We start from the raw sequence: 26548 nt of genomic DNA, 5'->3' as shown, positions 1-26548 counted from the left end.
GAACCGCGACAGAACGGCGACGGAACCGAACTGCTCCTCGTCGCGGGGCTGTTGCTACGCTGACCGGCGCCGGGCCGGGGACCGGCGGGAATGGCTCGGGAAGCGCTCATCGGGGGGACCATGAGACAGAGGATCGTGCGCCTGGCTCTGGTCGGCGGGGTGCTCGTCCTGGCGCTGCTGCTCCTGCTGGCGACCTGCGGGGGCGGGGGTGAGGACGACGGCGAGCCGGGGAAACCGGCCGCGAAGAGCCCGGGCCCGGCGACGCGGCTGACGGTCCCCCCGGCGTACACGACGTCCGGCGGCTGGGAGGTCGTGGGGGCCGGGCCCGCCTGGGCGGTCTCGCACCCGGCCGGCCGGCTCGCCTATCTGGTGCGCGCCCCCGAGCAGCGGTACCGGCTGCGGACCGTCGATCTGGAGACCGGTCGCGACGGCTGGAGCGGCGAGGCCTGGCGGCCGCCGGACCCGCTGCACTTCCCGAAGCTGCTCACCGTCACCAAGGAGGACCGGCAGTTCTTCGTGACCTGGTCGTACGGCAAGGTCGGCGACGGTCCGGCGCCCGTCGAGACCTTCGTCTCCCTCGACGTCTACGACGCGGCGGACGGCGAGCGCCACCGGGTCGAGGTGCCGTGGTCCGGCGTGCCGACGGTCACGGCGACCGGCCCCGACCTCGTGATCAGCGACGGCGGGGCGGACAGCGCGGTGGTGGACCCGGTCACCGGCGAGGTCGCGGAGACCGCCGCCTCGGAGGTGACGTATCCCAAGGGCTGCACGGCGTGCGGGCAGCTCACCGAGGTGCGAGGACAGACCGCGCAGGGGCTGCTGCTGAGCGGGGCACGTGAATTCTGGGTGCGGGGCGGCTGGTTCAGCCGCAAGGTCGCGCCCGAGGGTGCCGACCCGCTCTCCGGGGTGCCGACGTCCGTGTCCCCCGGTCTGGTCCTGGCGAAGTGGCAGCTCGCCGGGGGGACGGAGCGGGCCGCGACCCACGAGCTGTGGACGGTGCATGACGCGGTGAGCGGGAAGCCGGCCGTCTCGGTGGAGTGCCACCGGCCGGCCATAGCGCCGGGGCGCCATCCGCAGGCCGTCGTCTCGCCTTCGGGCAGCTATCTCGTGGCGGGGAACCTGGCCTTCGACCTGGAGGCGAAGGACGGGTTCTGCTTCGAGGACGAGTCCGGGGCCCCGCAGTTGACGTTCGCCTCGGTCACGGACGGGGGTACGGCGTACGGTGCGCGGAACGCCCGGGACGCGGCCGACGCCCTGGAGGGCGGCGGCGACCCGGTCGCGATGAGCTTCACGACCTGGAGCTTCGACCCGCTGTCACCGGACACGCGGCTGCCGGACCTGGAGTCGTCCGGCATCGGTGTGTTCCGCTGGACGGACCGCAGGGACCGCGTGCACCTGCTGGGTTATCCACGCGTCGGCTGATCCGGCAGCCCGGCCCTGTTGCGCCACGGCCGGCACAGCACCAGGAAGCAGGCCACGGCGGAAAGGGAGCAGACGACCTGCACCACGGCCATGGGCACGGCCGTCCGCTCCCCCGCGATCCCGACGAGCGGTGAGGCGACGGCGCCGATGAGGAAGGACGAGGTGCCGAGCAGGGCGGAGGCGGATCCGGCGGCGTGCCGCGTCCGCATCAGGGCCTGGGTGTTGGTGTTCGGCATGGCCAGGCCCATGGCCGACATGAGCACGAACAGGCCGGTGGCAACCGGCAGCAGGCCGACCTCGCCGAAGACCCCGGAGGTCATCAGGAGCAGCGCGATCGCCGCCAGGGAGATGACCGCGAGGCCGAAGCCGAGTGCCTTGTCCAGGCTGACCCGGCCGACCAGGATCTTGCCGTTGATCTGGCCCACGGCGATCAGACCGACCGAGTTGATCCCGAAGAGCAGGCTGAAGGTCTGCGGCGAGGCCCCGTAGATCTCCTGCACGACGAACGGGGACGCGCTGACGTAGGCGAAGAGCGCGGCGAAGGCGAGGCTGCCCGCGACCATGTAGCCGGTGAACACCCGGTCGGCCAGCAGGCCGCGCATGGTGCGCAGCGCGTCGCCGATGCCGCCGGTGTGCCGGTCCGGCTCGGGCAGCGTCTCGTGCAGCCACTTCCAGACGACGAGGGTGAGCAGGACACCGACGACGGTGAGGACGGCGAAGATGCCGCGCCAGTCGGTGAACCGCAGGACCTGTCCGCCGATCACGGGCGCGATGACGGGGGCGACTCCCGAGATGAGCATCAGGGTGGAGAAGAACCTGGCCATCTCGTCGCCGTCGTAGAGGTCGCGCACCACGGCCCGGGAGATGACGATGCCGGCCGCGCCGGCCAGTCCCTGCAACAGGCGGAAGCCGATGAGGAGTTCCGCGGAGGGGGCGAAGGCGCAGATCGCGGTGGCGGCCACGTAGACGATCATGCCGAGGAGCAGTGGCCTGCGCCGGCCCCAGCGGTCGCTCATCGGCCCCACGACGAGCTGGCCGAGCGCCATGCCGGTGAGACAGGCGGTCAGGGTGAGCTGGACGGTCGAGGCCGGGGCGTGCAGCGAGTCGGTGACCGCGGGCAGCGCCGGGAGGTACATGTCCATGGACAGCGGCGGCAGGGCGGTGAGCCCGCCCAGGACCAGGGTGACCAGGAGCCCGGCACGCCGGGCGGCGGAGGCGGCAGCGGTACCGGGGAGGGTCGGTGGGTGTGCGTGGACCATGTGCTCTTCGTGTCGTTCCCGCTGGGCCCGGCTCACGCCGCTGTCCGGCATCATCGTCTCCGCTTCGTTGAATCCGCATCTATGCTCTCAGGTCAGTCGTAGTGGTCGATACCTTTTGTGAGGCGGGCGGCATGAGCGGGACTGTGCGTTGGGGCGTTCTGGCGACGGGCGGCATAGCCGCGACGTTCACGGCGGACCTGCTGGCGATGAAGGACCCCGGGGCAGAGGTCGTGGCGGTGGCCTCCCGTACGGAGGCGTCCGCGAAGGCGTTCGCCGACCGGTTCGGGATCGGGCGGGCGTACGGCAGCTGGGCGGAGCTCTTCGCCGACGACGACATCGATGTCGTGTACGTGGCCACGCCCCACTCCGCGCACCGGGAGGCTGCCGGGCTCGCGCTGGAGGCCGGGAAGCACGTGCTGTGCGAGAAGGCGTTCACGCTCAACGCGCGCGAGGCGCGGGAGCTGGTGGCCCTGGCCGGGCGGCGCGGGCTGTTCCTGATGGAAGCCATGTGGACGTACTGCAATCCGCTCATCCGCCGGATGACCGAGCTGGTGCGGGACGGCGCGATCGGCGAGATCCGCACGGTGCAGGCCGACTTCGGTTTCCTCGGCACCTTCGGGGCCGAGCACCGGCTGCGTGATCCCGCCCTGGGCGGCGGCGCGCTGCTGGACCTCGGTGTCTATCCGGTGTCGTTCGCGCAGCTGCTGCTGGGTGAGCCGGACCGGGTGCAGGCGGACGCGCTGCTGTCCCCCGAGGGCGTCGACCTCAACACCGGGATGCTGCTGGGCTGGGAGTCGGGGGCCACGGCGCTGCTGAGCTGCTCGATCGTCGGGGACCTGCCCACGACCGCGTCGGTCACCGGCACGGCCGGGCGCATCGACTTCCCGCAGGGCTTCTTCCACCCGGAGAGCTTCATCCTGCACCGGCCGGGCCGGGAGCCCGAGGAGATCACCACGGGCCCGGGCCCGCAGGGCCTTTCGGGCATGCAGTACGAGGCGGCCGAGGTGATGCGTGCGGTGCGGGCGGGCGAGACGGAGTCCCCCCTGGTGCCGCTGGAGGGCTCGCTCGCCGTGATGCGGACGCTCGACGCGGTGCGTGACCGCATCGGCGTCCGCTATCCGGCGGACGACCTCGCCTGACCGTCCCGGCCGGCCGTGCGGGGTCACGCGGGGGTGAGCCCCTGGTTCCCGGCCTCGGTGACGAAGGACGCGGCCGTGGTGACGGGCGCACCGGGCGTGGTCACGGCCGACACCGTACGGAAGTCGGTACGTGCCCGCTCCGTGCCGAGGGTGACGAGGGCGTAGCCGCGGCGGCCGTCGTAGAACCTCATGTGCGGGTTCGCCTGCGTCAGGTTGTTCCAGTTGGCCGGCTTCTGGGCGCCGTCCTTGCCACTGGAGATCGACGTGGCCACGATCTCTGTGCCGACGGTCCGGGAGGCCGGGTCGTCGAAGTCCTTCTTCAGGTCGAAGCCGTAGCCGACGTGCACGTCGCCGGTCAGCACCATCAGGTTGTCGATGCCGGCGGCCTCCGCCCCGGCCAGGATCCGCTGCCGGGAGGCCGGATAGCCGTCCCACGAGTCCATGGACAGCTTGTAGGCGTCGGTCGGCACGTTGCGCCGCCGGGCGAAGGTGACCTGCTGCGGGACGACGTTCCACCGGGCGTCCGAGGCCTTCCAGCCGTCGAGCAGCCAGCGCTCCTGGGCGGCGCCCGTCATGGTGCGCGACGGGTCCTCGGACTCCGGTCCGGGGACCCTCCAGCCGTCGCCGTACGCCTGGTCGCTGCGGTACTGGCGGGTGTCGAGGATGTCGAACTGGGCAAGCCGGCCGAACTGCAGGCGGCGGTAGAGCCGCATGTCCGGGCCGGTGGGGCGCTGCGGGGTGCGCAGCGGCTGGTTCTCCCAGTACGCGCGGTAGGCGGCGGCCCTGCGCAGCAGGAACTCCTCCGGCGGCACGCTGTTCTCGGGAAGGCCGCCCGCGTAGTTGTTCTCGGTCTCGTGGTCGTCCCAGGTGACGACGAAGGGGTGCGCGGCGTGAGCGGCACGCAGGTCGGGGTCGGACTTGTAGAGGCCGTAGCGCATCCGGTAGTCCTCCAGCGTGACCGTCTCGCGGTTGTAGTGCGCCGGCAGGACGAGGTCGGTGTGGTTGCGGGCGCCGCCGGTGGCGGTGACCGCGTACTCGTAGAGGTAGTCGCCGAGGTGGAAGACCACGTCGACGTCCTCGGCGGCGAGGTGCCGGTAGGCGGTGAAGTAGCCGTCGTGGTAGGCCTGGCAGGAGACGGCGGCCAGGGTCAGTGAGCTGGTGCGGGCGCCACGGGCGGGCGCCGTGCGGGTGCGGCCGGCGGGGCTGGTCCAGTTGCCCGCGCGGAAGCGGTAGTAGAACGTCCGGTCGGAGTCGAGGCCCCGGACGTCGGCGCGGACGCTGTGGCCGAACTCCGGGTGGGCGGTGACGGAGCCGCGCCGGACCACGCGGGTGAAGCGCTCGTCGCGGGCGATCTCCCAGCGGACCTGGACCCGGGTGGCGGGCAGTCCGCCGTCCGCCTCGTAGGGGCGGGGGGCGAGTCTCGTCCACAGGAGGACGGAGTCGGGCAGCGGGTCGCCGGAGGCCACACCGAGGGTGAAGGGGTCTTCGGTGATCTTCCGGGCGTCGAGCTCGGCGGCGCCCGCGACTCCGGCGGAGGGGAGGTTGACGGCGAAGGCCAGCGCGGCGGCGGCCCCGGTGACGGTGAGGAACCCGCGGCGGTCCACGCCGGCGGCTCCGAGCCGCCGGGCGGCGGCCCGCAGTTCGGCGGAATGCCCCCGCTGACCGGGCGTACTGCTCATCTGAACGGCTGTCATGTGCCCCTCCCCTGCCGGATGCTGTCAGAGGCATTGGACTGCGGGGCGACGACGTGCCGTTGGCGGGTACACAACATCCTTATGGCGGTGCGATGAGGACCGGATGCCGCCCGCCGTCAAACCTCCCGTACGCTGCCGGGCCATGAACGCTGAGCGGAGAATCGCCGTCGTCACGGGTGCGGGATCGGGCATCGGCAGGGCTGTCGCCCTCACTCTCACGGGTGCGGGATGGACGGTGGTGCTGGCGGGCCGGCGGGCCGGCGCCCTGGAGGAGACCGCCGCCGCGGCGCGGGGCGAGACGGTGTGCGTACCCACCGACGTGAGCGACCCGGAAGGGGTGGCCGCGCTCTTCGCCTCCGTACGGGACCGCTTCGGCCGCCTCGACCTGCTCTTCAACAACGCGGGGACGTCCGGACCGGGCGCGGTGCCGGTCGAGGACATCGCGTACGAGGACTGGCGGGCGGTGGTGGACGTCAACCTGACGGGGGCGTTCCTGTGCGCGCAGGCGGCGTTCCGGCTGATGAAGGAGCAGGATCCGCAGGGCGGCCGGATCATCAACAACGGTTCGGTCTCCGCCCATGCGCCGCGCCCGCACTCGATCGCGTACACGGCGACGAAGCACGCCGTCACGGGCCTCACGAAGTCGCTGTCGCTGGACGGGCGCCCGTACCGGATCGCCTGCGGGCAGATCGACATCGGCAACGCGGCGACCGACATGACGGACCGGATGCGGACGGGAACCCTCCAGGCCAACGGCGAGGTGGCCGTCGAGCCGGTGATGGCCGCGGCCGACGTGTCCCGGACGGTGCTGCACATGGCGCAGCTGCCGCTGGAGGCCAATGTGCAGTTCGCGACGGTGCTGGCGACGGCGATGCCGTACGTGGGCCGAGGATGACGGTTTCGCTTCATTTGATGCCCAGAACCGACCCCCAAATGACGGAGTTTAAGCACTTTCGCCGATTTCCCCTCCTGCGGCCGGGCAAGCGCGTGTTGCCCGTACGCGCGGGCTGGGGGTCCGCGGAACCGGCCAGGGGTGGCCCGGGGGTTCAGGGACCCCGGGCCACCCCGGAAGCCCTGCCCGACCTCGCCGGGGAATGTCCGCACGGGCGTCTCGGTTGACGTGCGCATGAGCCAACCGCCCCGCACCGAGGTCCTCCGCTACACCGCATTCTCCGCCGACCCCGACGGGGGCAATCCCGCCGGGGTCGTCCTGGACGCCACCGGGCTCGACGACGCGGCGATGCTGGCCGTCGCCGCCGGCCTGGGCTACAGCGAGTCGGCGTTCCTCACCGCGCCGGACGGCCGGGGCGGGTACACGATCCGCTACTTCAGCCCCAGGGCCGAAGTCCCGTTCTGCGGCCATGCGACGGTCGCGACGGCCATCGCCCTCGCCGAACGCGACGGCCCGGGCGATCTGGTGTTCACCACCCGCGCGGGCAAGGTCCCGGTGACCGTCGCCCGGGAGGGCGGCGAGCTCCGCGCGACCCTCACCAGTGTCGAGCCGCACGTCACGGAGATCGCCCCGGACGATCTGGCGGAGGCCCTGGCCGCCCTGCACTGGCGGGCCGCCGACCTGGATCCCGCGCTGCCGCCCCGCATCGCCTACGCGGGCGCCCGCCACCTGGTGCTGGCCGCCGCGACCCGGGAGCGACTGGCGGACCTGGACTACGACTTCGCCCGCCTGGAAGCGCTGATGCGCCTCTTGGACCTGACCACGCTCCAACTGGTGCGGCGCGAGTCGGAGTCCGTCTTCCACGTCCGCGACCCGTTCCCGGTCGGCGGGGTGGTCGAGGATCCCGCGACGGGCGCGGCGGCAGCGGCCTTCGGCGCGTACGCGCGCGAGCGCGGCATCGTCCCGGACAGCGCGGTCCTGACCCTGCACCAGGGCGCGGACATGGGCCGCCCCGGCACCCTCACGGTGGAGCTGCGCCCGGAGGACACCCGGATCAGGGTGAGCGGCACGGGCACCCGTATCGGCTGACCGGCACGACCGGCATCCTGATTGCCATGAACACACACCCCTGGGACACCATCGACGACTTGCACGACCGGCTGGACTCCGCGACCCGCATCCCGCCGGAGCAGGATCTCCTGCTGCGGATGCTGAAGCTGTCGGAGGAGGTGGGCGAGGTCGCCCAGGCCGTCATCGGGGTCACCGGCCAGAATCCGCGCAAGGGCGTCACCCACTCCTGTTATCTCTAGTGAGTCCTGAAGTTCAGTTACCTAAGTGACGTTTGCGCGTTCTCTACGTGACAGACAACTATCTTGGGGGACTTCAGTGACGTTAGCCGGACTCTCTTCCGAGCCCCGCGCCTACCGGGCCGAGAAGGCCATCAGGCCCGGTGACGGGGCAACGACGTGGATCGTCATCAGCAGGGACTACGAGATCCACCCTGAGGCGACTTCGTACCTGACCGCGCTGGCCTCCCAGGAGGACGCATCCGTCAATACCTTGCGCAGCTACGCGGGCCGGGTGGCGCTGTACCTGTCCTACTGTGCGGAGTTCGGCATCTGTTGGTCGGCACCCACCGTCGTGCAGCTTGCTCAGTTCCTGCACTGGCTAGTTGACGAACCCCTGCCGGCCAGGAGTCAGAGGATGCTCGCTGAGCCCCGGCACCGCAGCAAGAACACCGCGAACGCGATCATGACCACCTCGTGCCGGTTCCTGAGGCACTGCTCCCTGCACAGGTGGGTCGCCGCAGACCTGATCGCCCTATTGACCGAGCCGAGGCTTCTCCACCACATGCCGGTCGGTTACAGGACCGGTGAGGACGATCAGTACCGCACTGTCCATGCACGAAAGCTGAAGTTCAAAGTCGCGGTCTCCGGATACGAGCACCTGACCGACGAGCAGATCCTCCGCATCATCGACCTCACGTCCCATGCCCGCGACCGGTTCCTGGTGACGCTCCTGGCCGAAACGGGTGTGCGCATCGGGGAAGCACTGGGCCTGCGGCGGGAGGACATGCATCTGCTGTCGAACTCGAGGACGCTTGGGTGCCCCACGGTCGGCCCTCACATCCATGTGCGTCGTCGCCAGAACTCCAACGGAGCCCTGGCCAAGTCACGGCAGCCTCGATCGATCCCCGTCAGCAACGACCTGGTCGCTCTCTACGCCGACTACCAGTGGGAACGGGAAGCCGTACCCGAGGCAGCTTCCTGCGATATGACCTTCGTCAACTTGTTCCGTGCGCCTCTGGGCTCGCCAATGAAGTACCAAGCCACGTACGACCTGTTCGCGCGGCTTGCCAAACGAGCAGGCTTCGCCACCCGGCCGCACATGTTCCGACACTCGGCTGCGACCCGGTGGATTCGCCAGGGCAAGCAGCGCCACGTGGTGCAGAACTTGCTTGGTCATGTCAGCCAGCAGTCGATGGAGATTTACCTGCACGCCAGTGACCAGGAAAAGCGTGACGCTGTGACGGCGGTCTCGGAGATGCGAAGGGCCGCGCAACGGTGAACGTCAGGGCCGACCTGGCGGAATACCCGGACGTCACGACTCTGCCGACTGATGATCGCCTGCTCCGGTCCTGGAACACCTGGCTTCAGGACACCGTCGACATGAGCTGGAGGCCCGGTGAATGGCGTCCTCATGATCTGCTGTTCGTCGGCGACCCGGACAACCCACTCACTGGATCTCGACGCTGTCGTCATCCTCTCTGTGACTCCCCGACCGAGGGTCCGATGTACTGCGGAAGCTGCAGCATCGTTCACCGCAAGTCGAAGCTAACGGAATCCGAGTTCGAGCAGACCTTCGTCCTGCGTCCCAACCGCAGGTTCCACGCCACGCCTGAGCGATGCGTTGTACCAGCTTGCGGACGCGACGGCATCAAAGGGCGACTTTGCCACAGCCACTACTCGCTCTGGCGCGATCACGTGCGCAGGACGTACGGCCACCATGCCCGAATCGGCCGCTACGCAAGCGAGCGCGAATCATGGGCAGCCACCCAAGAACCATTCCCGGGGCTTCCGATGTGCGCGGTTCGCGGATGCCGAAGCGAGGAGAGCCTGCCGACCCACCTGTGCTACCCGCACCGCAACTTGTGGACGGCTTACGCCCGCGAGAGCGGGCGAGACAGCGACGGGGACCTGGGCGAGTGGACCAAAGCGCGGGTGCCGTTCCTCCTCCAGAACGAGTTCAGCCTCGTTCCCCTTGAAGAGACGACGTGTCTTGAGCTGCTTTACGCCCTTCAGCGCAGAGACGCGCGTGGCCAGGTTCTCCGCCCGACTCTGGTCAGGAAGCTCGTCAGGCTGTTCGCCGGGCTCCCCTCTGTGGCCCTCGCGGTTGGCACCACACCGGGCCCCTCCGACATCACATGCACCGGAACTCGGTCCCTGATCAAGGAGGTCAAGCGGGACATCAGCAGGGCACTCGACGCGTACCGCGGCATCGACGAGACCGCCAAACCGGTATGGGACCTGCGAGCGCTCAATACTCCGCTACCGGCACGCACGCGGACCGGGTATCGCGTGCGTGAGGGCGAGATCGACTTCACTCCCATCCTCCAGCCATGGCTTCGTGAAGTAGCCATGCACTGGGCTCGCACGACGAGTCCAGGTTCCTCGGCTCTTCGCGACCGGCTCCTGGCCTGCACGATCGCCTCTCAGGCCCTCGCTACGCGAAGTGGAGGCGCTGCCCCGGCCGCACTGGGCTTCGCGGACATGACGGCGGTCGTCAACGAGTTCAGGGTGGCCGTTCGCAGAGACGGGAAGCCCCGCAGCAACGACTCACGGGCCCGGCTGCTGAAGCTCTTCACGGAGCTCTTGGAATTCGGCCGCATCGAAGGAGTCCTTGATGCCCTCTCTCCTCGGTTCGTCCTCCATACGAACGAGCACCGCATCAAGCGGGACAAAGTCGATGAGGACAACATCGGCAAGGCCCTCCCCGAGTCGGTGGTCGCCCAGCTCGACAAGCACCTCGACGGCATTGCCGTAGGGATGACCTACGGCAGCATGCCGACCGACTGCATCCGGGCCATGTTCCGCACGGTCTACGTACTGCTGAGAGACACCGGGCGCCGCCCCAACGAAATCGGAGCTCTCGGCCTGAGCTGCCTGGAGTACGACGGCGGCGAATACCAGCTGATCTGGGACAACACCAAGGCAGGTCGGCTCCGGAGACGCCTTCCCTTGGACAGCGACACGGTCAGCGCAATCAAAGAGTGGACATCGGTCCGAGAGCGAGTCAACCTGCCTTCTCGGGCCCTCCCCTTCCTCTTCCCGGCGATCACCGATAACGCCGCCACTGGCCACCTGACCACCGGGAACATTGGCGCTGCCATCCGGTCGTGGGTCGATTCCATTCCGGAGATCTACTCCGAAGAACTCGACCCGGACGGCACACCGTTGCCTTTCGAACGGTCGCTGATCTACCCCTACGCCTTCCGCCACACCTTCTGCCAGCGATACGCCGACGCCGGTATGCCGCAGCACGTACTCCAGGATCTGATGGATCACAAGTCGGCCGACACCACCGCGGCTTATTACAAGGTGAGCATCAAGATGAAGCGGGAGGCCATCAACACCATCAAGGGCCTGACCACCGACCGCTTCGGCAATCCTTCCCCGATGAGATCGAGCACGGCCTACGAGATGCGGTCGGTAGCGGTGGCGTTCGGAAACTGCATCGAGCCAACCAACGTGAAGGCCGGCGGGAAGGCGTGCCCCATCCGATTCCAATGCGCTGGCTGCGGCTCGTACCGACCCGATCCCTCCTACCTGCCCGCTGTTGAGGAGCACATCCGTGCATTGAAGGCGGACCGTGAGGTCGCTGCCGCAGCAGGCGCAGCCGAGTTCGTCATCCGGAACCTGGACGACCAGATCGCCGCGTTCCAGGCCGTCCGTGAAAACCAGAAGGAGAAACTGGCTTCGATGCCCGATGAGATGCGACACGAGGTCGAGGATGCCAGCAAGGTTCTGCGAAGGCTCCGTGCTGGGGCCTCGACGGGGGCTGTCAGCCTGGGCATGCCCGCATTCGGTCCTCCGGAGGTAGTCGCATGACGACGGAGCCGCGTACGCCAGCTCGGGTGCTGCTTGAGTCCCGGCAGAAGGCCAGCCGGGAGAAGCGCGCAAGGGTGCTCGCTGTAGTGGACGAGATGAAGGCCGACGGCGACCCGATCACGTTCCTCGCAGTCGCCAAGCGGGCTGGCGTCTCAAACTGGCTTGTCTACGCCGAAGGGGTCCGCGAGCAAATCGAAGCCGCTCGCGCGGGCCAGGCGGTCGGGGTAACTCGGCAGCGCAAGGAAGGGGCGGCGGCCAGCGCCGCGAGCCTGGCGACCGACCTTGAGTTTGCGCGTGCCCAGGTCCGGGCGCTCACCGAGGAACGCGACCGGCTCAGGGCCGCGGTGCAGCGCAGCCTCGGCGAGCGGGTCGACGCCGTTTCGGCCAAGGACTTGCTCGCCCGTATTCAGGAGCTGACCATCGCCAACCAACGGCTCGCCGCGGAGTTGGCCCGAGCCGAAGCAGACCGCGACAGCCTGCAGGATGATTTGGCCGAGGCACAGGACGACCTGGCTGCCGCCCGGACGGCCCTACGGAACATGATGCGCGACCAGAACCGCGACTCAACATGATCTCCCCTCAGGTGGCTCGCAAAGAGCCCAAGACCAGCAGCAGCCGTGCGAAGCTGGGGCCGCCCCTGCCGACGCTGATCGCGCACATGCAACGACGTCCCCCTCCCCCGCACGGAAGACACGCCGATGAGCCGTCCCGCGATACCCGACCTGGCCTGGTGGCGCGGGGACCCTGAGCGATGGGAACTTCTGGAGTTCGACGGGCAGCACACTGAGGATGGGCTGCCCATGGACGCCCGCTGGGAGGACAGGCAACAGGTCCTCGAAGCCCTGGTCCGGGATCCTTGTCAGGACGACGGGAACTTCGCCCGGTTCCTGTTGCTTCAGGAGACACGGTGGCATGGGCACTCCTGGGGATTCAGCCACAGCATCGAACTCGCCGCCCTGCGGATCGCCGAAGAACGCCACGTCGAGGACGTCTGGCTCCTGTGGGAAGCCGTCTGCCGGAGCTTCGACACCTGGTGCGGCCTTCCTCACCACCTGCTGCTCGCCGCCGGAGTGTCCATCACCACGGAGTACGTCAAAGGCTCTGACCATCCCCAGCGGGACAACCTCTTGGAGCACCTCGGGAAGATCTCCCAGGTCACAGACGAGGAGGTCGTCCAGACACTGAGCAAGCGGCGCCGCTACTACGGCGAGATCCTCGACGAGCTGAGCGGGGAGTGAGACGGCGTGGAGATCACCGTGCAGTGGGTACGGACATCGTGGACCAAGGAGTCTCGGGGAGGTGAGAGCGCCGCGCGCAGGAATGCCGCCCCGATCGGGTTCCCTCTTCCACATGCATCGAGGTCGCTGGCGCACGTGGTGCGCATGCGTGAGGAGGACGGTTTTCAGTCTCAGGACGCTCTTGAGGACCTGGGCAAGGTCGATGTCCAACTCCGTGAAGCCGAAGGACGCCTGCGGGTCTTTCCGCGAGTGCAGCCTTTGTTTGCCCTGCCGCCGCGGCGACGACGCCTGCCGGCCGTGCGACTTGTTCCCGGGCAGTGGGTCCGTTGGCAGCTGAACTACCGCTTCAGCAGCGCACTGGGGATCCGGGGTTGGTCCTACTGGCTGGACACCTTCAATATCGCCTACGGACCGGTGACCACTGACCTGTTCTGTGGAACGCCTGACTTCTTCATCGACGAGCAGGGCCCCGTCCGCTAGCGCTGGCTGACTTGACCCGCGAGAGGTTGTGGCTCCCCTGCCATCATGTGCCCGTGGTCACCATGGATTCCTCAAACGCCCCGACCAACTACTCCGCGCCCAGCTGATGCAGGTGCTCAGCGGCATCGAGCCCTGGGACGATCAGGAGCAGACGCACCTCGCTGCAACAGCAGAGTGGATCAGCAGCGGAGCGCCTCTCTGCAGGACGCTGAAGCCCGCCACCCCCGCGAAGCACCTGGTCAGCTACTTCGTCGTGCTCGATGAGGCGCGCGAGGAGCTCCTACTCGCTGCCCACCGCAAGGCCGGCTTGTGGTTTCCCAGCGGCGGCCACGTCGAGCCGACAGAGGATCCGTGGCACACGGTCCGTCGTGAATGCCGCGAAGAGCTGCGCATCGAAGCCGTACCCGCCACGATCACCGGGGACCGCCCGATCTTCCTCACAGTCACACGGACTCGCGGCCAGGGCCAGCACACTGACGTGTCCTTGTGGTACGTCCTGCGGGGAGAGGCAGGCCAGGTCACTTCCTTCGACGAAGCCGAGTTCGACGCCATCAAGTGGCTCCCCTTGGACCAGGTCCTCGCCACACAAGAGGACACCCTCGACCCCCACATGCACCGATTCACTCGCAAGCTCATGAGTTTGCTGGCCCCTACGTAGGGCACGCGGCGATAACCTCCGGCCACCAGGAGAAGACGTGCCTCACGTAGCTGGCATCCATAGAGCGCTCTGACCAGCAGGTATTTGAATACAACCCCAGATAACTCCTGGCAGGACGTGGAGGCCGAGCTCTGCGATGTGGTCGTGGCGGCGATGGTCGCGCTGCGCACCCTCACCCCCGAGGCGGGCGCGACCTTCGACCGGCATCTGCGCCGCATCGCCGAACGGTCGGCGGGCGCACAGCGGTAGCGCTCCCTCAGCTCACGTAGACGCCCGCCCGTGCCGCCGCCGCCGCGGCCTCGGCCGCGCGGTCGGCGGCGGCCTCGTCGAGCGGGTCTCCGCTGGCCAGCAGCCGGTAGTAGAGGGGGGCCGAGACGGCGCGGATCACCTCGCCCGCGTCGGTGCCGGCGGGCAGTTCGCCCCGCTCGACCGCCGCGTCGACGCAGCCCGACCACTCCGCGATGCGCACCGCGTAGAAGCGGTGGAGTGCCTCGGCCGTGCGGGGGTCACAGGTGGCCGCCGCGATCACGGCGGCGAAGAGCGCACCCTGACGGGGGTCGGTCAGGGTGCGCACCACCAGTCGGGCGTTGGCTCGGAGGTCCTCGTCCAGGGAGCCCGTGTCCGTACGCGGTACGGACTGCTCCGCCATGTCCGTGAGCAGGTCGGCGACCAGACCGGTCGTACTGGACCAGCGGCGGTAGACCGTCGTCTTGCCGACCTCGGCGCGGCGTGCCACGTCGGCGAGATCGAGCCGGTCGAAGCCCTGCTCGACCAGCGCGTCACCGGCGGCCCGCAGGACGGATTCCCGCACCCGCGCCGTGCGCCCACCGGGCCGGACCATGCCCGGCTCCGCTCCTTCGACATCCATAACGGGTCTCCAGTTCCATTACTCGGCTCAGCCCTGCTACGGTAACTCTACCTTAACGGAACTTCAGACCCATTAACATTCCCCCTCCAGGAAAGGGCTCGCCATGTCCACGTCCCGCACGGCACCCGCCGCCCCGCCGCCGCCGGCCCCTCCCCTCCCGCGCATGACCGGACGACAGAAGCTCGTCCTCGTCCTGCTCCTGGGCGCACAGTTCATGATCGCCGTCGACTTCTCGATCCTGAACGTCGCGCTGCCCGCCGTCGGCGAGGGGCTCGGCTTCTCCCTCTCCCACCTCCAGTGGATCGCCACCTCCTTCGCGCTCGCCGCCGCCGGATTCACCCTGCTGTTCGGCCGCGTCGCCGATCTCGTCGGCCGCAAGCGCCTGTTCATCGGTGGCATGGTCGTCCTCGGACTGTCCTCCGTGCTGGGCGGCCTGGCCACCTCCCCCGAGGTGCTGCTCACCGCGCGGGTGCTGCAGGGCCTGGCCACCGCGGCCGTCACCCCGGCCGGGCTCGCGCTGCTCACCACGGCGTTCAAGGAGGGGCCGCTGCGCGAACGCGCTCTCGGCCTCAACGGCGCCCTGATGTCGGCCGGTTTCACCGCCGGGGCGATCCTCGGCGGGCTGCTGACCGATCTGCTCTCCTGGCGCTGGGCCTTCTTCGTCAACGTCCCCGTCGCCGCACTCGTCGTGGCCCTCGCCCCGTCCGTGATCGCCGACTCCCGGCCGGCCGTACGCCCCAAGCTCGACGTGCCGGGTGCCGTGACCGTCACCGGTGGTCTGCTGCTCCTCGTGTACGGGCTGACGCAGGCCGGCGAGTCCGGCTGGCTGACGCCCACGACCCTGGCCGCGCTGCTCGCGGGCGCGGCTCTCCTCGCCGCCTTCTGGTTCGTCGAGAAGCGGGCGGCGGCGCCCCTGGTCCCGGTGCACGTCCTGAAGCGGCGCAGCGTCGTCTGGGGCAACGCCACCGGGCTGATCGCCTTCGTCACCGAGACCTCCCTGGTCTTCCTGCTCACGCTCTACCTCCAGGAGGTCCTCGGCTACTCGCCGCTCGCCACCGGTCTCGCGTTCGGCGTCCTGGGCGTCGGGACCGTCGTCGGCGGGCTGCTCGGCGGCCGTGCGGTGGGCCGCTTCGGGAGCCGGCGCACGATCGTCCTGGGCGGTGTCGTCCAGGCCGCCGCCACCCTCTCCCTGGTGGCGCTCGGCACGTCCGGCGGCTGGATCCAGCTCCTGCTGGCCGCGACCTTCGTCGGCGGCGTCGGCAACATGCTGGTGATCGTGGGCTTCATGGTCACCGCCACCTCCGGACTCCCCGACGAGGAGCAGGGCCTGGCCACCGGGCTCGCCACGATGACACAGCAGGTCGGCATCACGATGGGCATCCCGGTGATGAGCGCGGTCGTCACCGCGCGGATGGGCACGGCGACGGGCCCCGACGCGGTGCTGTCCGGCGTCTCGGCCGCGGTCCTCGTCAACTCGGCACTCGTGCTGGCCGGTGCTCTGCTCGCCGGAGTCTTCCTCGGCCGGCCCGGCCGACGGGCCTGCGCCGGGTGAGTTCGGGCGCGGTCCCTGGACCCGTCAGCGACAGGGTGGCGGCCGTGCGCAGCCCTTGACCGCCCCCGCGTGGCCGCCGGACCGTTCTCGTCCCGGACCCTGCTCGGACGGGGCGGCCGGGGGCGTTCGTCCGGCGCCGGCGGGAGCGGGTTCATCCGGGCCGGACACCCGTTCGCCACCGGCCCCGGTCAGCCGGCGGACGTCCACCGGTACAGCACGTCGGGCTCCTTCTCCTCGTTGCGGCCGCCGTCGTCGTACGAGACCGCGACGAACCCGTGCCGCTCGTAGAAGGCACACGCGGCGGTGTTGCGGCGGAACGTGTACAGGCTCAGCTCCCCGCGCGAGGCCTCCTTGACCCGGTCGAGCAGCCGCGACCCGATGCCGCGCCGCAGCGCGTCCGGCCGCAGATAGAGCTGGTCGAGCTCGTCGCCGTCCAGGGCGGCGAACCCCAGCAGCTCCCCCTCCCCGTCCTCGGCCACCCACACCCGGCTGCCGGGCAGCAGGACATGGGTGATCCAGGCCCGTGTGTCCTCGTCGCCGTGGACACGGGGGAGGTAGGGCAGGACCGCCGCCCGCGAGGCCAGGAACACCCCGGTGACGGCCTCCGCGTCCCCGGGCGTCGCGGTGCGCAGCCGAACCCCCGCTCCGGCGAGAGGGTCTAGCACTTGGCCCGCCGCGGTTCTCCCGGCGCGGGCTGTCTCATGATGGGCTCCAGATGCCGGTCGTACATCGCGGCCCACTTCGAGCGACCTCCGCCGGACGAGTCCATGATCTCCGCCAGGGCGTCGCAGACCTCTTCGTGCAGGCCGGTCTCGTTCGCGGCCATCGCGACGCCGTAGCCCTCCGGATCTCCCCCGATGTTGTCGAGCGCCTTCGTCCTGTCGGCGTACTTGTCGGCGAGACCGGCGACGATCACGTCGTCGGTGGCCACCGCGTACACAGGGGTCCCGGGATCCAGCAGCGCCTCGACGCAGTCCTCGAAGCCGGGGCGGAGAACCTGCTGGCCGGCCAGCCCCTCCGTCCTGATCCAGGTCTCGTAGACCGACTTCTTGGCGGTGCAGACCTTCGCGCTGGGGTCCTTCTGCAGGTCGCTGAGGTCGTTGTAGGGCCTGTTCTTGCGTACCAGAAGCCCCTTGAGTGCCTGGTAGTAGGGACCGGCGAAGATCACGCCGTCCTTCTTCTCGCGTTCCTCGTTGATGCTGTACGAGGCCAGCACGATGTCCGCCCGGTCGGCCTCCTTCAGATAGTCGCTCCGGTTCCCGGAGTTCACGCGTACGAACGTCACCTGATCGTCGTCGAAGCCCAGATGCCGGGCGATCTCCATGCCCATGTCGACCTCGAATCCCTTGAACGTGCCCTTGCTCTCGACGCTCAGTCCGGGCTGGTCGTCCTTGACACCGATCCTCAGTACGTGGTGCGTGTCCCTGAACGTGGACGCCGCCTCGCTCCCGCCCGTCGTCCCCTTGCCGGACGCCGTGTCGTCCTTCGTACCGGTCCCGCCCTCCTGCCCCCAGAGGAACCATGCCCCTCCCCCGAGCAGCGCCGCGCAGAGCAGGGCGGCGGCCGGCACCGTCCACCGGTCCCTGCGCCCGCGGCCGGGCGCCGCGAGGCGGCCCGCACCGGGATCCGGGTCCTGGCCCGCGGGTTCCGCGGGCCTCGGGCCGGCGGGTGTGTCGAGCGCGAGGACGTCCCGGGTGACGGCCTGCAACATCTGCTCCGCCTCGGCGGCGTCCGGGCGCTGCAGGGGGTCCTTCCGCAGCAGTTGACCGATCAGTGCGGCGAGCGGCCCGGCGTACTTCATGGGCGGCACGGGCGACTCGCGTACGGCGATCAGCACTTCGTAGCTGGTCGCTCCGTCGAAGGGGCGCCTGCCCTCGACCATCTCGTAGAGCGTGACACCGAGCGCCCACAGGTCGGACGCGGCCGTCGCGGGGTGGGGCTGTGCCGCGGTGCGGCTGAGGAGCTCGGGTGCGAGGTACTGCGGCGTCCCGATGATCTCGTGCGACCGGGTCACCTGCACGGCGCCCTCGAACGTGGCGATCCCGAAGTCCATGAGGAGGGCCCGCCCGTCGGGCCGGAACAGGATGTTGTGGGGCTTCACGTCACGGTGCAGCACCCCGGCCTCGTGCACGGCGGACAGTCCGCGCAGCACCTGGAGCCCTATGCGTGCCGCATGCGGTACGGACAGTTGCTGCTGCTCGCGCAGGAGGTCGGCCAGGGAGCGCGAGTTGAGCAGCTCCATCACGATCCAGACCTGGTTGCCGTCCTCGATCACGTCGTGCACGGCGACCACGTTCTGGTGCCCGATCCTGGCGATGGCCTGGGCCTCACGGCGCGCCCGGTTCACCCACTGCGCCTGGGCGGCCGGTGTCACGGCCCCGGGATACAGCAGCCCCTTCACCGCCACCTTCCGGTCGAGACGCGTGTCGAGGGCCTCCCAGACCACTCCCATCCCACCGTGCCCGAGCTGTCTCTGCAGCCTGTAGCGGTCGGCGATCACCGTGTCCGGACCGATGCGCATGCCCTCGCTGTCCATCCGACCCCCTGTTCCGTGCTGCTGTGGTGAGCAACCATAGACGCTCCGTCAGGGCGTCGAGGTTGCACCGCGGGAGGGTGAGAGCCGCCTCCCGGCGCGTGGGGGACCGTCGTTGCCGCCCGCGCCAGGCGTTGCCGCAGCCCTCGTCGCAGCGGTCGTCGAGGCAGGGGGACGTCCGCGGGAAACCGCAGTGGAAAACTGTGTACCCGGGTCGGCTCGCTCCCACGGTCCGGGCATGCCGCCCCGGCTGCCGTACTGCGGACGTTGATGCGTATCGTCTCGTGGCTCACGTCCAGCGACCACACCTGCGGGCCTCACCGGCTCCGGCCTCCTGGGCCTACTGACGTCCCTGGTGGCAGGTCCACCCGTCAGACCGCGACCGAGAGCAGGTCCACCATGAAGACGAGTGTCGAGCCCGCCGGGATCAACGGCGAGGGTGACTGGTTGCCGTAGCCGAGGCGCGGGGGAACGATGATCTCGCGCCGGCCGCCGACCTTCATCCCTCTGACCCCGCGGTCCCAGCCCTTGATGACCTTGCCACCGCCCACGGCGAACTTGAACGTCCGGCCCCGGTGCCAGGAGGTGTCGAATTCCTTTCCGGACTCGAAGGTGACCCCCACATAGTGGACCTGGACCACCCTGCCCGGCTTCGCCTCGAGCCCGTCCCCGACGACGAGGTCGCGGATCGTCAGCTCGGTGGGAGCGTCCTCCGGAAGGTCGATCTCGGGCTTCGTCAGTTCACTCATCGCCGCCTCATTCGCTCGCCGCCGGAAGCCTCGTACGGACCGGCCAGGCGCATGGTCACTCCATGCAGTAGAGCATCATGCTGCCGTGAACGCTGATCCCCCGGAGTGCGTCAGGCCCGACGGAGCACGATGCTCGGCGTGACCGGGCGTGCTGCGCCCTCGGTACGCTGCGCTCGTACGCGAGGACGGCGAGGCCCTGTTCCGCTCCCCGCGTCCGTGGGTATGCCCCCTGGTCCGTGGCCCGCTGCATCGTGAGGCCCGGCCACCTACGGTCGCGGCCGAGCCGGAGTGGGTGGCTGATCAGGAATCGGGGCAGAGCGTCTTGCGCAGCCCGAAGTTGATGTGACTTCCGTCCTCGTCGGTCAGCGTGACGCCGTCGTAGGAGAACCGCTGCGCTGCACTGTGGTCCGGGTTCGTCCCGCCGCCGTCGAGGGAGGCGCACTGGTTGCGGGCCGCGTCGATGGCCTTGTCCTCGTCATGGGTGAGCTCGCCGTTGACGTCATGGATGGCTGCGAGGACGGCGTCGCGCTCGGCGCCGGTGGGCTCGGGCGGCATGCCGGCGTTCTCGTCGGCGCCGCCGCTGTCCGCGGCACTCGACGCCGCGGGGGCGGTGCTCCTGGTGGCGTCGGCCTCGCTGTCGCTGCCCTTGTCGCTGCTGCAGCCGACGACGGTGACGGCGAGTATGGCGACGACGGCCGCGGTGGTGGTGCGGATGCGCATGGTTCCCCCTTGGTATGGCACGAGTAGCACCATGCTGCGGCAGGTGGGGCGCTGGGGCCTGCGGCGGTGATGGAGTTGTGACGTGACGCTGACGCGTTCGAAGCGATCCGCTTCCCACGGCGGTCGCTGCCTCCAGGCCGGATCGCCGTGCCGGGGCTCGCGATACTGCGGCCGCAGGTTCCCGTCGGGATGAGGCGAGAGAGTTCGCTGGTCCGAGGGACCCCCCTCCGCCGCCTGACGGGGCAAGCCCACGAAAGAGCGGAAAGGGCCTCCGCCCCCGGAGAGACCGCCCTCTCCAGGGCAAAGCCGCAGGTGGCGGCAGACGAGTCGGGCTGTACGCCGGGTTCTGTCGCCCGGTCGCCTCGCGGCGGCCGGGGAGACGGCCATCCATCTAGGACCGGCATTGCTGCCGGCCTCGTGCGGTCTACCCGCGAACTCGGGCGGGCAGCCCTCGGACGTTCGCGCAGGACCGTCTCGCGACGGTCCCTCTTGACCTTGCTCCGGGTGGGGTTTACCTAGCCGCCTGAGTCACCTCAGGCGCTGGTGGTCTCTTACACCACCGTTTCACCCTTACCCGGGACCGAGGTCCCGGGCGGTCTGCTTTCTGTGGCACTGTCCCGCGGGTCACCCCGGGTGGCCGTTAGCCACCACCCTGCCCTGTGGAGCCCGGACGTTCCTCGGGAGGATCCGAAGATCCTCACGCGGCCGTCCGCCCGGCTCGTCTGCCGTGCCGTCCATGTTACCCGCCGGGTTCCCGGCCCAGGACCGAGAAGGCCGCGATGCCCGTCTCCCAGGCAGCCGCGAGGTCGGCGCCCGGGTGGAAGCGGCCGTTGAGTTCCAGGACCACCATTCCGTGGGCGAAGGCCCAGGCCGCCCGCGTCCGGCCCTCGTCGCCGCCCGCCGCGCGGAACAGCGGGGCCGCGGCGGCGTCCGCCGCCCCCAGGGGCAGGACGGCGCTGCCCATGGTGAGGAGGTAGAGGTGCGGGTGCGCCAGGGCGTGGGCGCGGTAGGCGGTGGCGAGACCGGCGAAGGAGCAGGGGTCCTCGCACTCCGCGGCCTCCAGCACCTCGGCGGTCTCCCGGAGCATCTCGCCGGCCAGCGCCGTCACCACGGACGACTTGTCCGGGAAGTGTTTGTAGAGCGTCGGCGCCTTCACCCCCACCCGGTCGGCCAGCCGGCGCATGGTGAGCGCCTCGGCGCCCTCCTCCTCCAGGAGGGCGCGTGCGGCGGCGATGATCTGCCGGGGGCGGCCGGCCGGGGGGACGCCGGCGAGGTCACTCATGTGTGAGCCTCCTTCGGAGGCAGTCGGTACGGAGTCGGTACGCGGTCCGTATCCGAGGACTTGATCGTACGAGAGGGGGACAAGCCGGTCGCCGGGGACCTTGACCTTGCCGCGACGTCAGGGTTTCTACTGGCCTCATGCGTATCGGAGAGATCGCCGCGCTCGTCGGAGTCACCTCCCGGGCGGTGCGGCACTACCACCACATCGGTCTGCTGCCCGAGCCCGGGCGCCGGGCCAACGGCTACCGGGCGTACGGCGTCCGGGACGCGGTCCTGCTGGCCAGGATCCGGCGGCTCACCGAGCTCGGTCTCGGCCTCGACGAGGTGCGGGACGTGGTGGCGGACGACGCCGGGCGCGAGCTCGTCGAGGTGCTGGGCGAGCTGGACGCCGATCTGGCCCGCCAGGAGCGGGAGATCGGGGAGCGGCGGCGGCAGCTCGCCCGGCTGAGGGACGGGCCGGTGAACGGCCGGGAGCCGGTGTCCCCGGCGCTCGCCGAGCTGCTCAAGGCGGCGCCCGCCACGGACTCCCCCACCGCCGCCAAGGACCGCGAGCACCTGTCGTTGCTGGAGGGGGCGGACGGTGCCGCCGAGATGTACGCCGCGTTGCGGCCGCTGGCCGAGGACCCTGGCGTCCTGGCCCTGTACGAGCGGCTCGACGAGCTGGCCACGGCCCCCGCGGACGATCCGCGCATCGCCCCGCTGGCCGCCGATCTGATCGCCGCCGTGCCCGCCGGGGTGCTCGAAGCGATCCCGTCCGGCGGACCGGTCGGGCCGGGCTTCGGGGAGGCGCTGCTGGCCGACTACCCACCGGCGCAGGCCGAGGTGGTGCGCCGGATCATGGCCGCGCTGACCGTGCGACCGGACGGGGGGACGCGATGAGTGTCCGGATCGCACGTGCGGCTGCGTGGGGTGTCGTGCCGGCCGAACTGGCCCTGGTGGCCTGCCTGACGGCCGGCGTACGGATACCGGTCGCCGTCCTCCTCGGCGTCGAGGTCCTCGTGCTCGCCGTGCTGGTGGTGGAGGGCGTGACGCTGTGGCCCCTCTACGCGGCGGGGAGGCGGGCGGGGGCGGGGCGCCGGGAGGCGCTGCGGGCAGCGCTGCGGACCCTGGTCCCGGTGACGGTCCGACGGCTGGTGGCACACGAGGTGCGGGCCCTGCACAGTCTCGGGCTGTGGGTGCTGCGTCGCCGCCACGGCGTTCCGGAAGGGGCGCTGGCCGTCCCGTACACCGGGCCGCAGACGGCGATGATGTACGGGCTGGTCTTCGTCTCCGTCGTCGAGACGGTGACGCTGGCCCTGGTGATCCCCTGGCCGTTCGTGCACCACGCGCTGCTCGTGATCGACGTGTACGGGGTGGTCCTGCTCCTCGCCCTGCACGCGGCCTGCGTGACCCGGCCGCATGTGGTCGGCGAGGACGGTTCGCTGCGGATTCGCTACGGAGGGCTCTTCGACCTGCGGGTCCCCGCCTCCTCGGTCGCCACCGCCCGGGTCGAACGGCGTTGCACCGACGGCAGGCTGCTTCAGCTGCACGCGAACGAGGCGCTCGAGCTCGCCGTCGGCAACCTGACGACGGTGACGGTGGAGTTCACCGGACCTGTCACCTTCGTACGCCCTCTCGGGAAGCGGGGCAGCGCCCGCACCGTCCGCTTCCACGCGGACGACCCGCGCGCCGTCGTGGCCGCTCTCACACAGCAGCCGACCGCGCCTCCGCCCCGCATTATGTAGGTTCCCTGAGAAAGTACGGCAGGCCCGGGAACCGGGAGTCAGGGGAGCGGACAGCGTGGGCACCGCACACACAGCGTTCTGGGAACCGCGGCTGCGGCGGACACTCGCGGGTGAGGGCTCCCAGCCGGTGCTCGTGCTGGTGGAGGGGACCGCCGGCGCGGGGAAGACCCACCTCGTCCAGCAGCTCGCGGCGGGTTCCGCCGCCGGGGCAGCCGTCTCGCGGTGGGCGTGCGGCGAGGGCGGGGCGATGCCGGAGCCGGAGCCGACAGGGCCGCTGCTGCTCCTGGTCGACGACGTGCACCTCGCCGCCGGCGGGGAACTCGAACGACTCCGCCTCCTGCTGGAGCGCCCCCGGCCCGGGCTTGCCGTCGTGGCCACGTACCGCCCGGAGGAACTGGCCACGGCCGGGCTGCCCATGGGAGCGCCACCGCCCCGATACCCACCGCGGCTGACCGTCCTGCGGCACCGGATCGAGCCGTGGAGCACGGACCAGGTACAGGCTGCCGCGACGGCGGAGCTGGGTGGTCGCTGCACCGCGGAGGCGGTCCGGCGGCTGCATGAGCGGTCGGGCGGCGTCCCCCAGGTGGTGCTCGACCTGCTGGCGGTACTGCGCGGCAGCACACGGCAGCGGTGCACGGCCGCCGACGTGGACGCCGCCGGTGTGCCGGTGCGCCTGGCCGAACTCAGCCTGGGCCGCACCGCCGCCTTGCCCCCCGGGCAGCGGGTGGTCGTCTGGGCGGCGGCCGTACTCGACGGGCCGGCGACCGGCGATGATCTGATCACCGTCTCCGGGCTCGGCCAGGCAGCGGGCAGGCAGGCGCTGCTCGCCGCCCTCGCCTGCGCGGCCCTGACGGAGTCCGACGAGTGCCGCTACGGGCTGCCCGGTCCACTCGCGGCCCTCGCCGTGTACGCGTCTGTGCCGGGGCCGGTACGACAGGAGCTGCACGGGCGGGCGGCCGATGTGCTGGGACGGAGGAATCCGGTGCCCTGGGTGTCGCTGGCCGGACACAACCGGGCCGGCGGGCGCGTACGCGGCTGGCTGCGCGCCGTGGAGCAGGCCGCCCGTGAGGCCGCCGGGTCGGGGCGGCACCAGGAGGCCATCGGCCTGCTCGAGCAGGCCCTCGCCTCCGAGTCGGTGCCGCCGCAGACGCGCGCCCGGCTGGCGCCCGCGCTGGCGCGCAGCGCGGTCGTCGGGCTGCGCTCCGACCAGACCGTCAAGGTGCTGACACAGATCGTCGAGAACCCGGCCCTGCCCGCGACCGTGCGGGGCGAACTCCGGCTCGATCTGGGGCTGATCCTGTGCAACCAGGTCGGCACGGGTGACCAGGGCTGGCGGGAACTGGAACGGGCCGCGGCCGAACTGCGCGAGGACCGGCCCGACCTGGCCGCGCGGGCGATGTCCGCGCTCGCCATGCCGTACTGGCCCGGGTCCTCGATCGACATCCACCGGACGTGGCTGGAGGGCGCGGCCGAGGCGGCGGCAGACAGCGGGGACGAGGCCGTCCGCACGGCCGTCGCCGCCAACCATGTGGGTTTCGCCATGAGTTGTGGCGACCCACAGGCGTGGCAGCTCGTCGACGAGCTGCCCACGGACAGCCCGGACCCCGGGTGCCGCCAGCACGCGGCTCGCGGACTGTGCAACGCGGCCGACTCGGCGTTGTGGCTCGGTCACCACCGGCGCGCGGAGGAACTGCTGACCCAGGGGCTCGAGTTGTCCGGGAGGAGCGGCGCACCCTATGTCGAGCACACGGCACTGGGAGCCCGGCTGCTCCTGGAGTGGCTCACCGGACGGTGGGCAGGACTGGCCGACCGGTGCGAGACCTTCGTCTCCGCGACCGCGGACATGCCGGTGATCAGCGCGGACGCCCGCATGGTGCGCGGACTGCTCGCCCTGGCGCAGGGGGACTGGGGTTCGGCGCAGTCCTGGCTGTCAGGCACCCACGCCTCGTCGCGCGAGCACATGCCGGCCCCCCTGGCCGCGGCCACGTCGGGGGCCCTGATCCGGCTGGCCCTGGCTCGCCAGGAACTGCCCGGAGCCGCGCAGGAGGCACGGTCCGCCTGGGAGAAGGTGAAGGCGAAGGGGATCTGGACGTGGGCCGCCGATCTGGCGCCCTGGGCCGTCGAGGCGATGGCCCGCACGGGCGAGAACGAAGCTGCTCGGGCCGCGATCGCCGAGTTCACCGCGGGGCTCGACGGCCGGGTCGCCCCCGCCGCGCGGTCGGCGGTCATCTGGAGCCGTGCCGCGCTGGCCGAGGCGGAGGGCCGGTGGGGGGACGCCGTCCCGCTGTACCAGGAGGCCGCGGCCGCGTACGCGGCTCTTCCGCGCCCGTACGCGGAGGCCCTGACCACGGAAGGGGCCGGCCGCTGTGCGCTGGAGGCCTGCGTCGCGGAAGGCCACGACACGGACACCGTGAAGGCGCGGGCACTCGCCGATCTGGGCACCTGCACACAGCGCTTCACGGAGCTCGGCGCCGTCTGGGACACCGCCCGCGCCCGCGCCCTGCTCCGCTCGCACCGGCCCGTCAGGCAGGCGCGTCCGCCGGGCCGCCCCTCGTACGGTGACTGCCTTTCACCTCGTGAGCATGAGGTCGCCGAGCTCGCGGGGGCCGGGCTGACGAACCGTGACATCGCGACGACTCTGCATCTCTCACCGCGGACGGTCGAGCAGCACGTGGCCCGGGCCATGCGCAAACTCGCCACCCCTTCCCGGCAACATCTGGCCGAACTGATCGGCACGAACGCCCCGCAACAGGCCCTGAATAGCGCTTCATACGGCACTGAATCGGACCAACCGGTTACGTCCGGGGGTTAAACAGGTATCCGTAGCGGTCCCCGCCCGTATAGGCCGGTGCGCGTTCCGGCCGTAGGTTCCAAGCCAGCTGGTCGGCCGGACAACACATGCGCAGCGGGGGAGCTGCCGTGCGTGTCCGGTCCGGCCGGTGACACGCACGGCTGAAGGGAGCCGCGTGCGGGCGCCGTGGCCGACAGGCCGTCAGCGACCGCACCGTGCGACCCCGGCATCCGGACATGAGTGCACACCCCACCTCGTGGCACTCGCGGTCCAGGGCTCCCTTCACCCGTACGTGCGTGCGGCCGCCATCCCCACCCCCTGCTTCCTGGTACGGCATCCAGGATGCCCGACTTGTCATGAACCGGACTAGTGCGCCCGGTTCCCGCTGTCGGGCGACCCTCTTGAAAGGCAGCAACGTGAACGGTTCCAGACGCTTTCGC

Annotated in this window: 24 protein-coding genes and 1 other RNA gene; 16 read left to right on the top strand and 9 right to left on the bottom strand. The window is 70.6% G+C overall.

What is annotated here, in order from left to right; all coding sequences use genetic code 11:
• Positions 1-120: 120 nt before the first annotated feature.
• Entirely contained in the window at positions 121-1422 is a 1302-nt protein-coding gene (locus AB0F38_RS03400; RefSeq protein ID WP_361885852.1) for a hypothetical protein, read from the top strand.
• Here AB0F38_RS03400 and AB0F38_RS03395 read toward each other — a convergent pair.
• Entirely contained in the window at positions 1404-2732 is a 1329-nt protein-coding gene (locus AB0F38_RS03395; protein WP_361885849.1) for a Bcr/CflA family multidrug efflux MFS transporter, read from the bottom strand. The genes AB0F38_RS03400 and AB0F38_RS03395 overlap by 19 nt on opposite strands.
• An 80-nt stretch (positions 2733-2812) precedes the next feature.
• Between AB0F38_RS03395 and AB0F38_RS03390 the strand changes: the two genes are divergently transcribed.
• Positions 2813-3820, top strand: a complete 1008-nt coding sequence (locus AB0F38_RS03390; protein ID WP_361885846.1) for a Gfo/Idh/MocA family oxidoreductase — start codon at positions 2813-2815, stop codon at positions 3818-3820.
• 23 nt (positions 3821-3843) lie between these two features.
• Here AB0F38_RS03390 and AB0F38_RS03385 read toward each other — a convergent pair whose 3' ends face one another.
• Positions 3844-5514: an alkaline phosphatase D family protein gene (locus AB0F38_RS03385; protein ID WP_361885844.1), complete on the bottom strand. Its 1671-nt coding sequence runs from the start codon at positions 5512-5514 to the stop codon at positions 3844-3846.
• Between the two features lie 142 nt (positions 5515-5656).
• On the opposite strand from AB0F38_RS03385, the gene AB0F38_RS03380 reads away from it, so the two are divergent.
• From AB0F38_RS03380 to AB0F38_RS03335, 10 genes are all read left to right on the top strand, one after another.
• The gene (locus AB0F38_RS03380; protein ID WP_361885841.1) at positions 5657-6409 is read left to right on the top strand and encodes an SDR family oxidoreductase; all 753 of its coding nucleotides are present in this window, start codon (positions 5657-5659) and stop codon (positions 6407-6409) included.
• A gap of 231 nt (positions 6410-6640) precedes the next feature.
• Positions 6641-7495, top strand: coding sequence for a PhzF family phenazine biosynthesis isomerase (locus AB0F38_RS03375; RefSeq protein ID WP_361885839.1), 855 nt, complete (start codon positions 6641-6643; stop codon positions 7493-7495).
• 26 nt (positions 7496-7521) lie between these two features.
• A complete protein-coding gene (locus AB0F38_RS03370) occupies positions 7522-7716 on the top strand; it encodes a MazG-like family protein (protein WP_361885836.1) in 195 nt (64 codons plus the stop codon).
• Between the two features lie 76 nt (positions 7717-7792).
• Positions 7793-8974: a tyrosine-type recombinase/integrase gene (locus AB0F38_RS03365; protein WP_361885833.1), complete on the top strand. Its 1182-nt coding sequence runs from the start codon at positions 7793-7795 to the stop codon at positions 8972-8974.
• Between the two features lie 653 nt (positions 8975-9627).
• Positions 9628-11514, top strand: a complete 1887-nt coding sequence (locus AB0F38_RS03360) for a tyrosine-type recombinase/integrase (protein WP_361885830.1) — start codon at positions 9628-9630, stop codon at positions 11512-11514.
• Positions 11511-12086, top strand: coding sequence for a DUF6262 family protein (locus tag AB0F38_RS03355; protein ID WP_361885827.1), 576 nt, complete (start codon positions 11511-11513; stop codon positions 12084-12086). Before AB0F38_RS03360 ends, AB0F38_RS03355 begins: the two co-directional genes overlap by 4 nt.
• 126 nt (positions 12087-12212) lie before the next feature.
• Positions 12213-12752 carry a hypothetical protein gene (locus tag AB0F38_RS03350; protein ID WP_361885825.1) on the top strand — a complete coding sequence of 180 codons (540 nt, stop codon included), beginning with the start codon at positions 12213-12215 and terminating at the stop codon, positions 12750-12752.
• Between the two features lie 6 nt (positions 12753-12758).
• Positions 12759-13232: a hypothetical protein gene (locus AB0F38_RS03345; RefSeq protein ID WP_361885822.1), complete on the top strand. Its 474-nt coding sequence runs from the start codon at positions 12759-12761 to the stop codon at positions 13230-13232.
• A 106-nt stretch (positions 13233-13338) separates the two neighbouring features.
• Positions 13339-13890, top strand: a complete 552-nt coding sequence (locus AB0F38_RS03340) for an NUDIX domain-containing protein (protein ID WP_361885819.1) — start codon at positions 13339-13341, stop codon at positions 13888-13890.
• 84 nt (positions 13891-13974) lie between these two features.
• Positions 13975-14139: a hypothetical protein gene (locus AB0F38_RS03335; protein ID WP_361886794.1), complete on the top strand. Its 165-nt coding sequence runs from the start codon at positions 13975-13977 to the stop codon at positions 14137-14139.
• Positions 14140-14146: 7 nt separating this feature from the next.
• Here the strand turns inward: AB0F38_RS03335 and AB0F38_RS03330 are convergent, their stop codons facing one another.
• A complete protein-coding gene (locus AB0F38_RS03330; protein ID WP_361885816.1) occupies positions 14147-14758 on the bottom strand; it encodes a TetR/AcrR family transcriptional regulator in 612 nt (203 codons plus the stop codon).
• 103 nt (positions 14759-14861) lie between these two features.
• Here AB0F38_RS03330 and AB0F38_RS03325 point away from each other — a divergent pair, with 103 nt between their 5' ends.
• Positions 14862-16310: an MFS transporter gene (locus AB0F38_RS03325; RefSeq protein ID WP_361885813.1), complete on the top strand. Its 1449-nt coding sequence runs from the start codon at positions 14862-14864 to the stop codon at positions 16308-16310.
• 188 nt (positions 16311-16498) lie between these two features.
• Here AB0F38_RS03325 and AB0F38_RS03320 read toward each other — a convergent pair whose 3' ends face one another.
• From AB0F38_RS03320 to AB0F38_RS03295, 6 genes are all read right to left on the bottom strand, one after another.
• Positions 16499-16975: a GNAT family N-acetyltransferase gene (locus AB0F38_RS03320; protein WP_361885810.1), complete on the bottom strand. Its 477-nt coding sequence runs from the start codon at positions 16973-16975 to the stop codon at positions 16499-16501.
• A complete protein-coding gene (locus AB0F38_RS03315; RefSeq protein WP_361885807.1) occupies positions 16969-18846 on the bottom strand; it encodes a serine/threonine-protein kinase in 1878 nt (625 codons plus the stop codon). The genes AB0F38_RS03320 and AB0F38_RS03315 overlap by 7 nt, the downstream gene beginning before the upstream one ends.
• 368 nt (positions 18847-19214) lie before the next feature.
• The gene (locus AB0F38_RS03310; protein ID WP_361885804.1) at positions 19215-19592 is read right to left on the bottom strand and encodes an FKBP-type peptidyl-prolyl cis-trans isomerase; all 378 of its coding nucleotides are present in this window, start codon (positions 19590-19592) and stop codon (positions 19215-19217) included.
• A 300-nt stretch (positions 19593-19892) separates the two neighbouring features.
• Positions 19893-20312, bottom strand: a complete 420-nt coding sequence (locus AB0F38_RS03305) for a hypothetical protein (protein ID WP_361885801.1) — start codon at positions 20310-20312, stop codon at positions 19893-19895.
• A gap of 319 nt (positions 20313-20631) precedes the next feature.
• An RNA gene (rnpB, locus tag AB0F38_RS03300) (RNase P RNA component class A) lies at positions 20632-21033 on the bottom strand.
• Between the two features lie 18 nt (positions 21034-21051).
• Positions 21052-21594: a TetR/AcrR family transcriptional regulator gene (locus tag AB0F38_RS03295; RefSeq protein WP_361885798.1), complete on the bottom strand. Its 543-nt coding sequence runs from the start codon at positions 21592-21594 to the stop codon at positions 21052-21054.
• Positions 21595-21731: 137 nt separating this feature from the next.
• Between AB0F38_RS03295 and AB0F38_RS03290 the strand changes: the two genes are divergently transcribed.
• Genes AB0F38_RS03290 through AB0F38_RS03280 form a run of 3 tightly spaced genes read left to right on the top strand, consistent with a single transcriptional unit; the run spans position 21732 to position 26129 of the window.
• Positions 21732-22472: a MerR family transcriptional regulator gene (locus AB0F38_RS03290; protein WP_361885795.1), complete on the top strand. Its 741-nt coding sequence runs from the start codon at positions 21732-21734 to the stop codon at positions 22470-22472.
• A complete protein-coding gene (locus AB0F38_RS03285) occupies positions 22469-23317 on the top strand; it encodes a hypothetical protein (RefSeq protein ID WP_361885792.1) in 849 nt (282 codons plus the stop codon). Before AB0F38_RS03290 ends, AB0F38_RS03285 begins: the two co-directional genes overlap by 4 nt.
• Before the next feature lie 55 nt (positions 23318-23372).
• Complete coding sequence (locus tag AB0F38_RS03280; RefSeq protein ID WP_361885789.1) at positions 23373-26129, top strand: helix-turn-helix transcriptional regulator; 2757 nt, start codon at positions 23373-23375, stop codon at positions 26127-26129.
• The last annotated feature ends 419 nt before the right edge of the window (positions 26130-26548 follow it).

This window comes from Streptomyces sp. NPDC025273 (assembly GCF_040638585.1).
Lineage (GTDB): Bacteria > Actinomycetota > Actinomycetes > Streptomycetales > Streptomycetaceae > Streptomyces > Streptomyces cinereorectus.
Note: the sequence above shows the minus strand (reverse complement) of the source record. Positions and strands in the feature narration are given on the sequence as shown.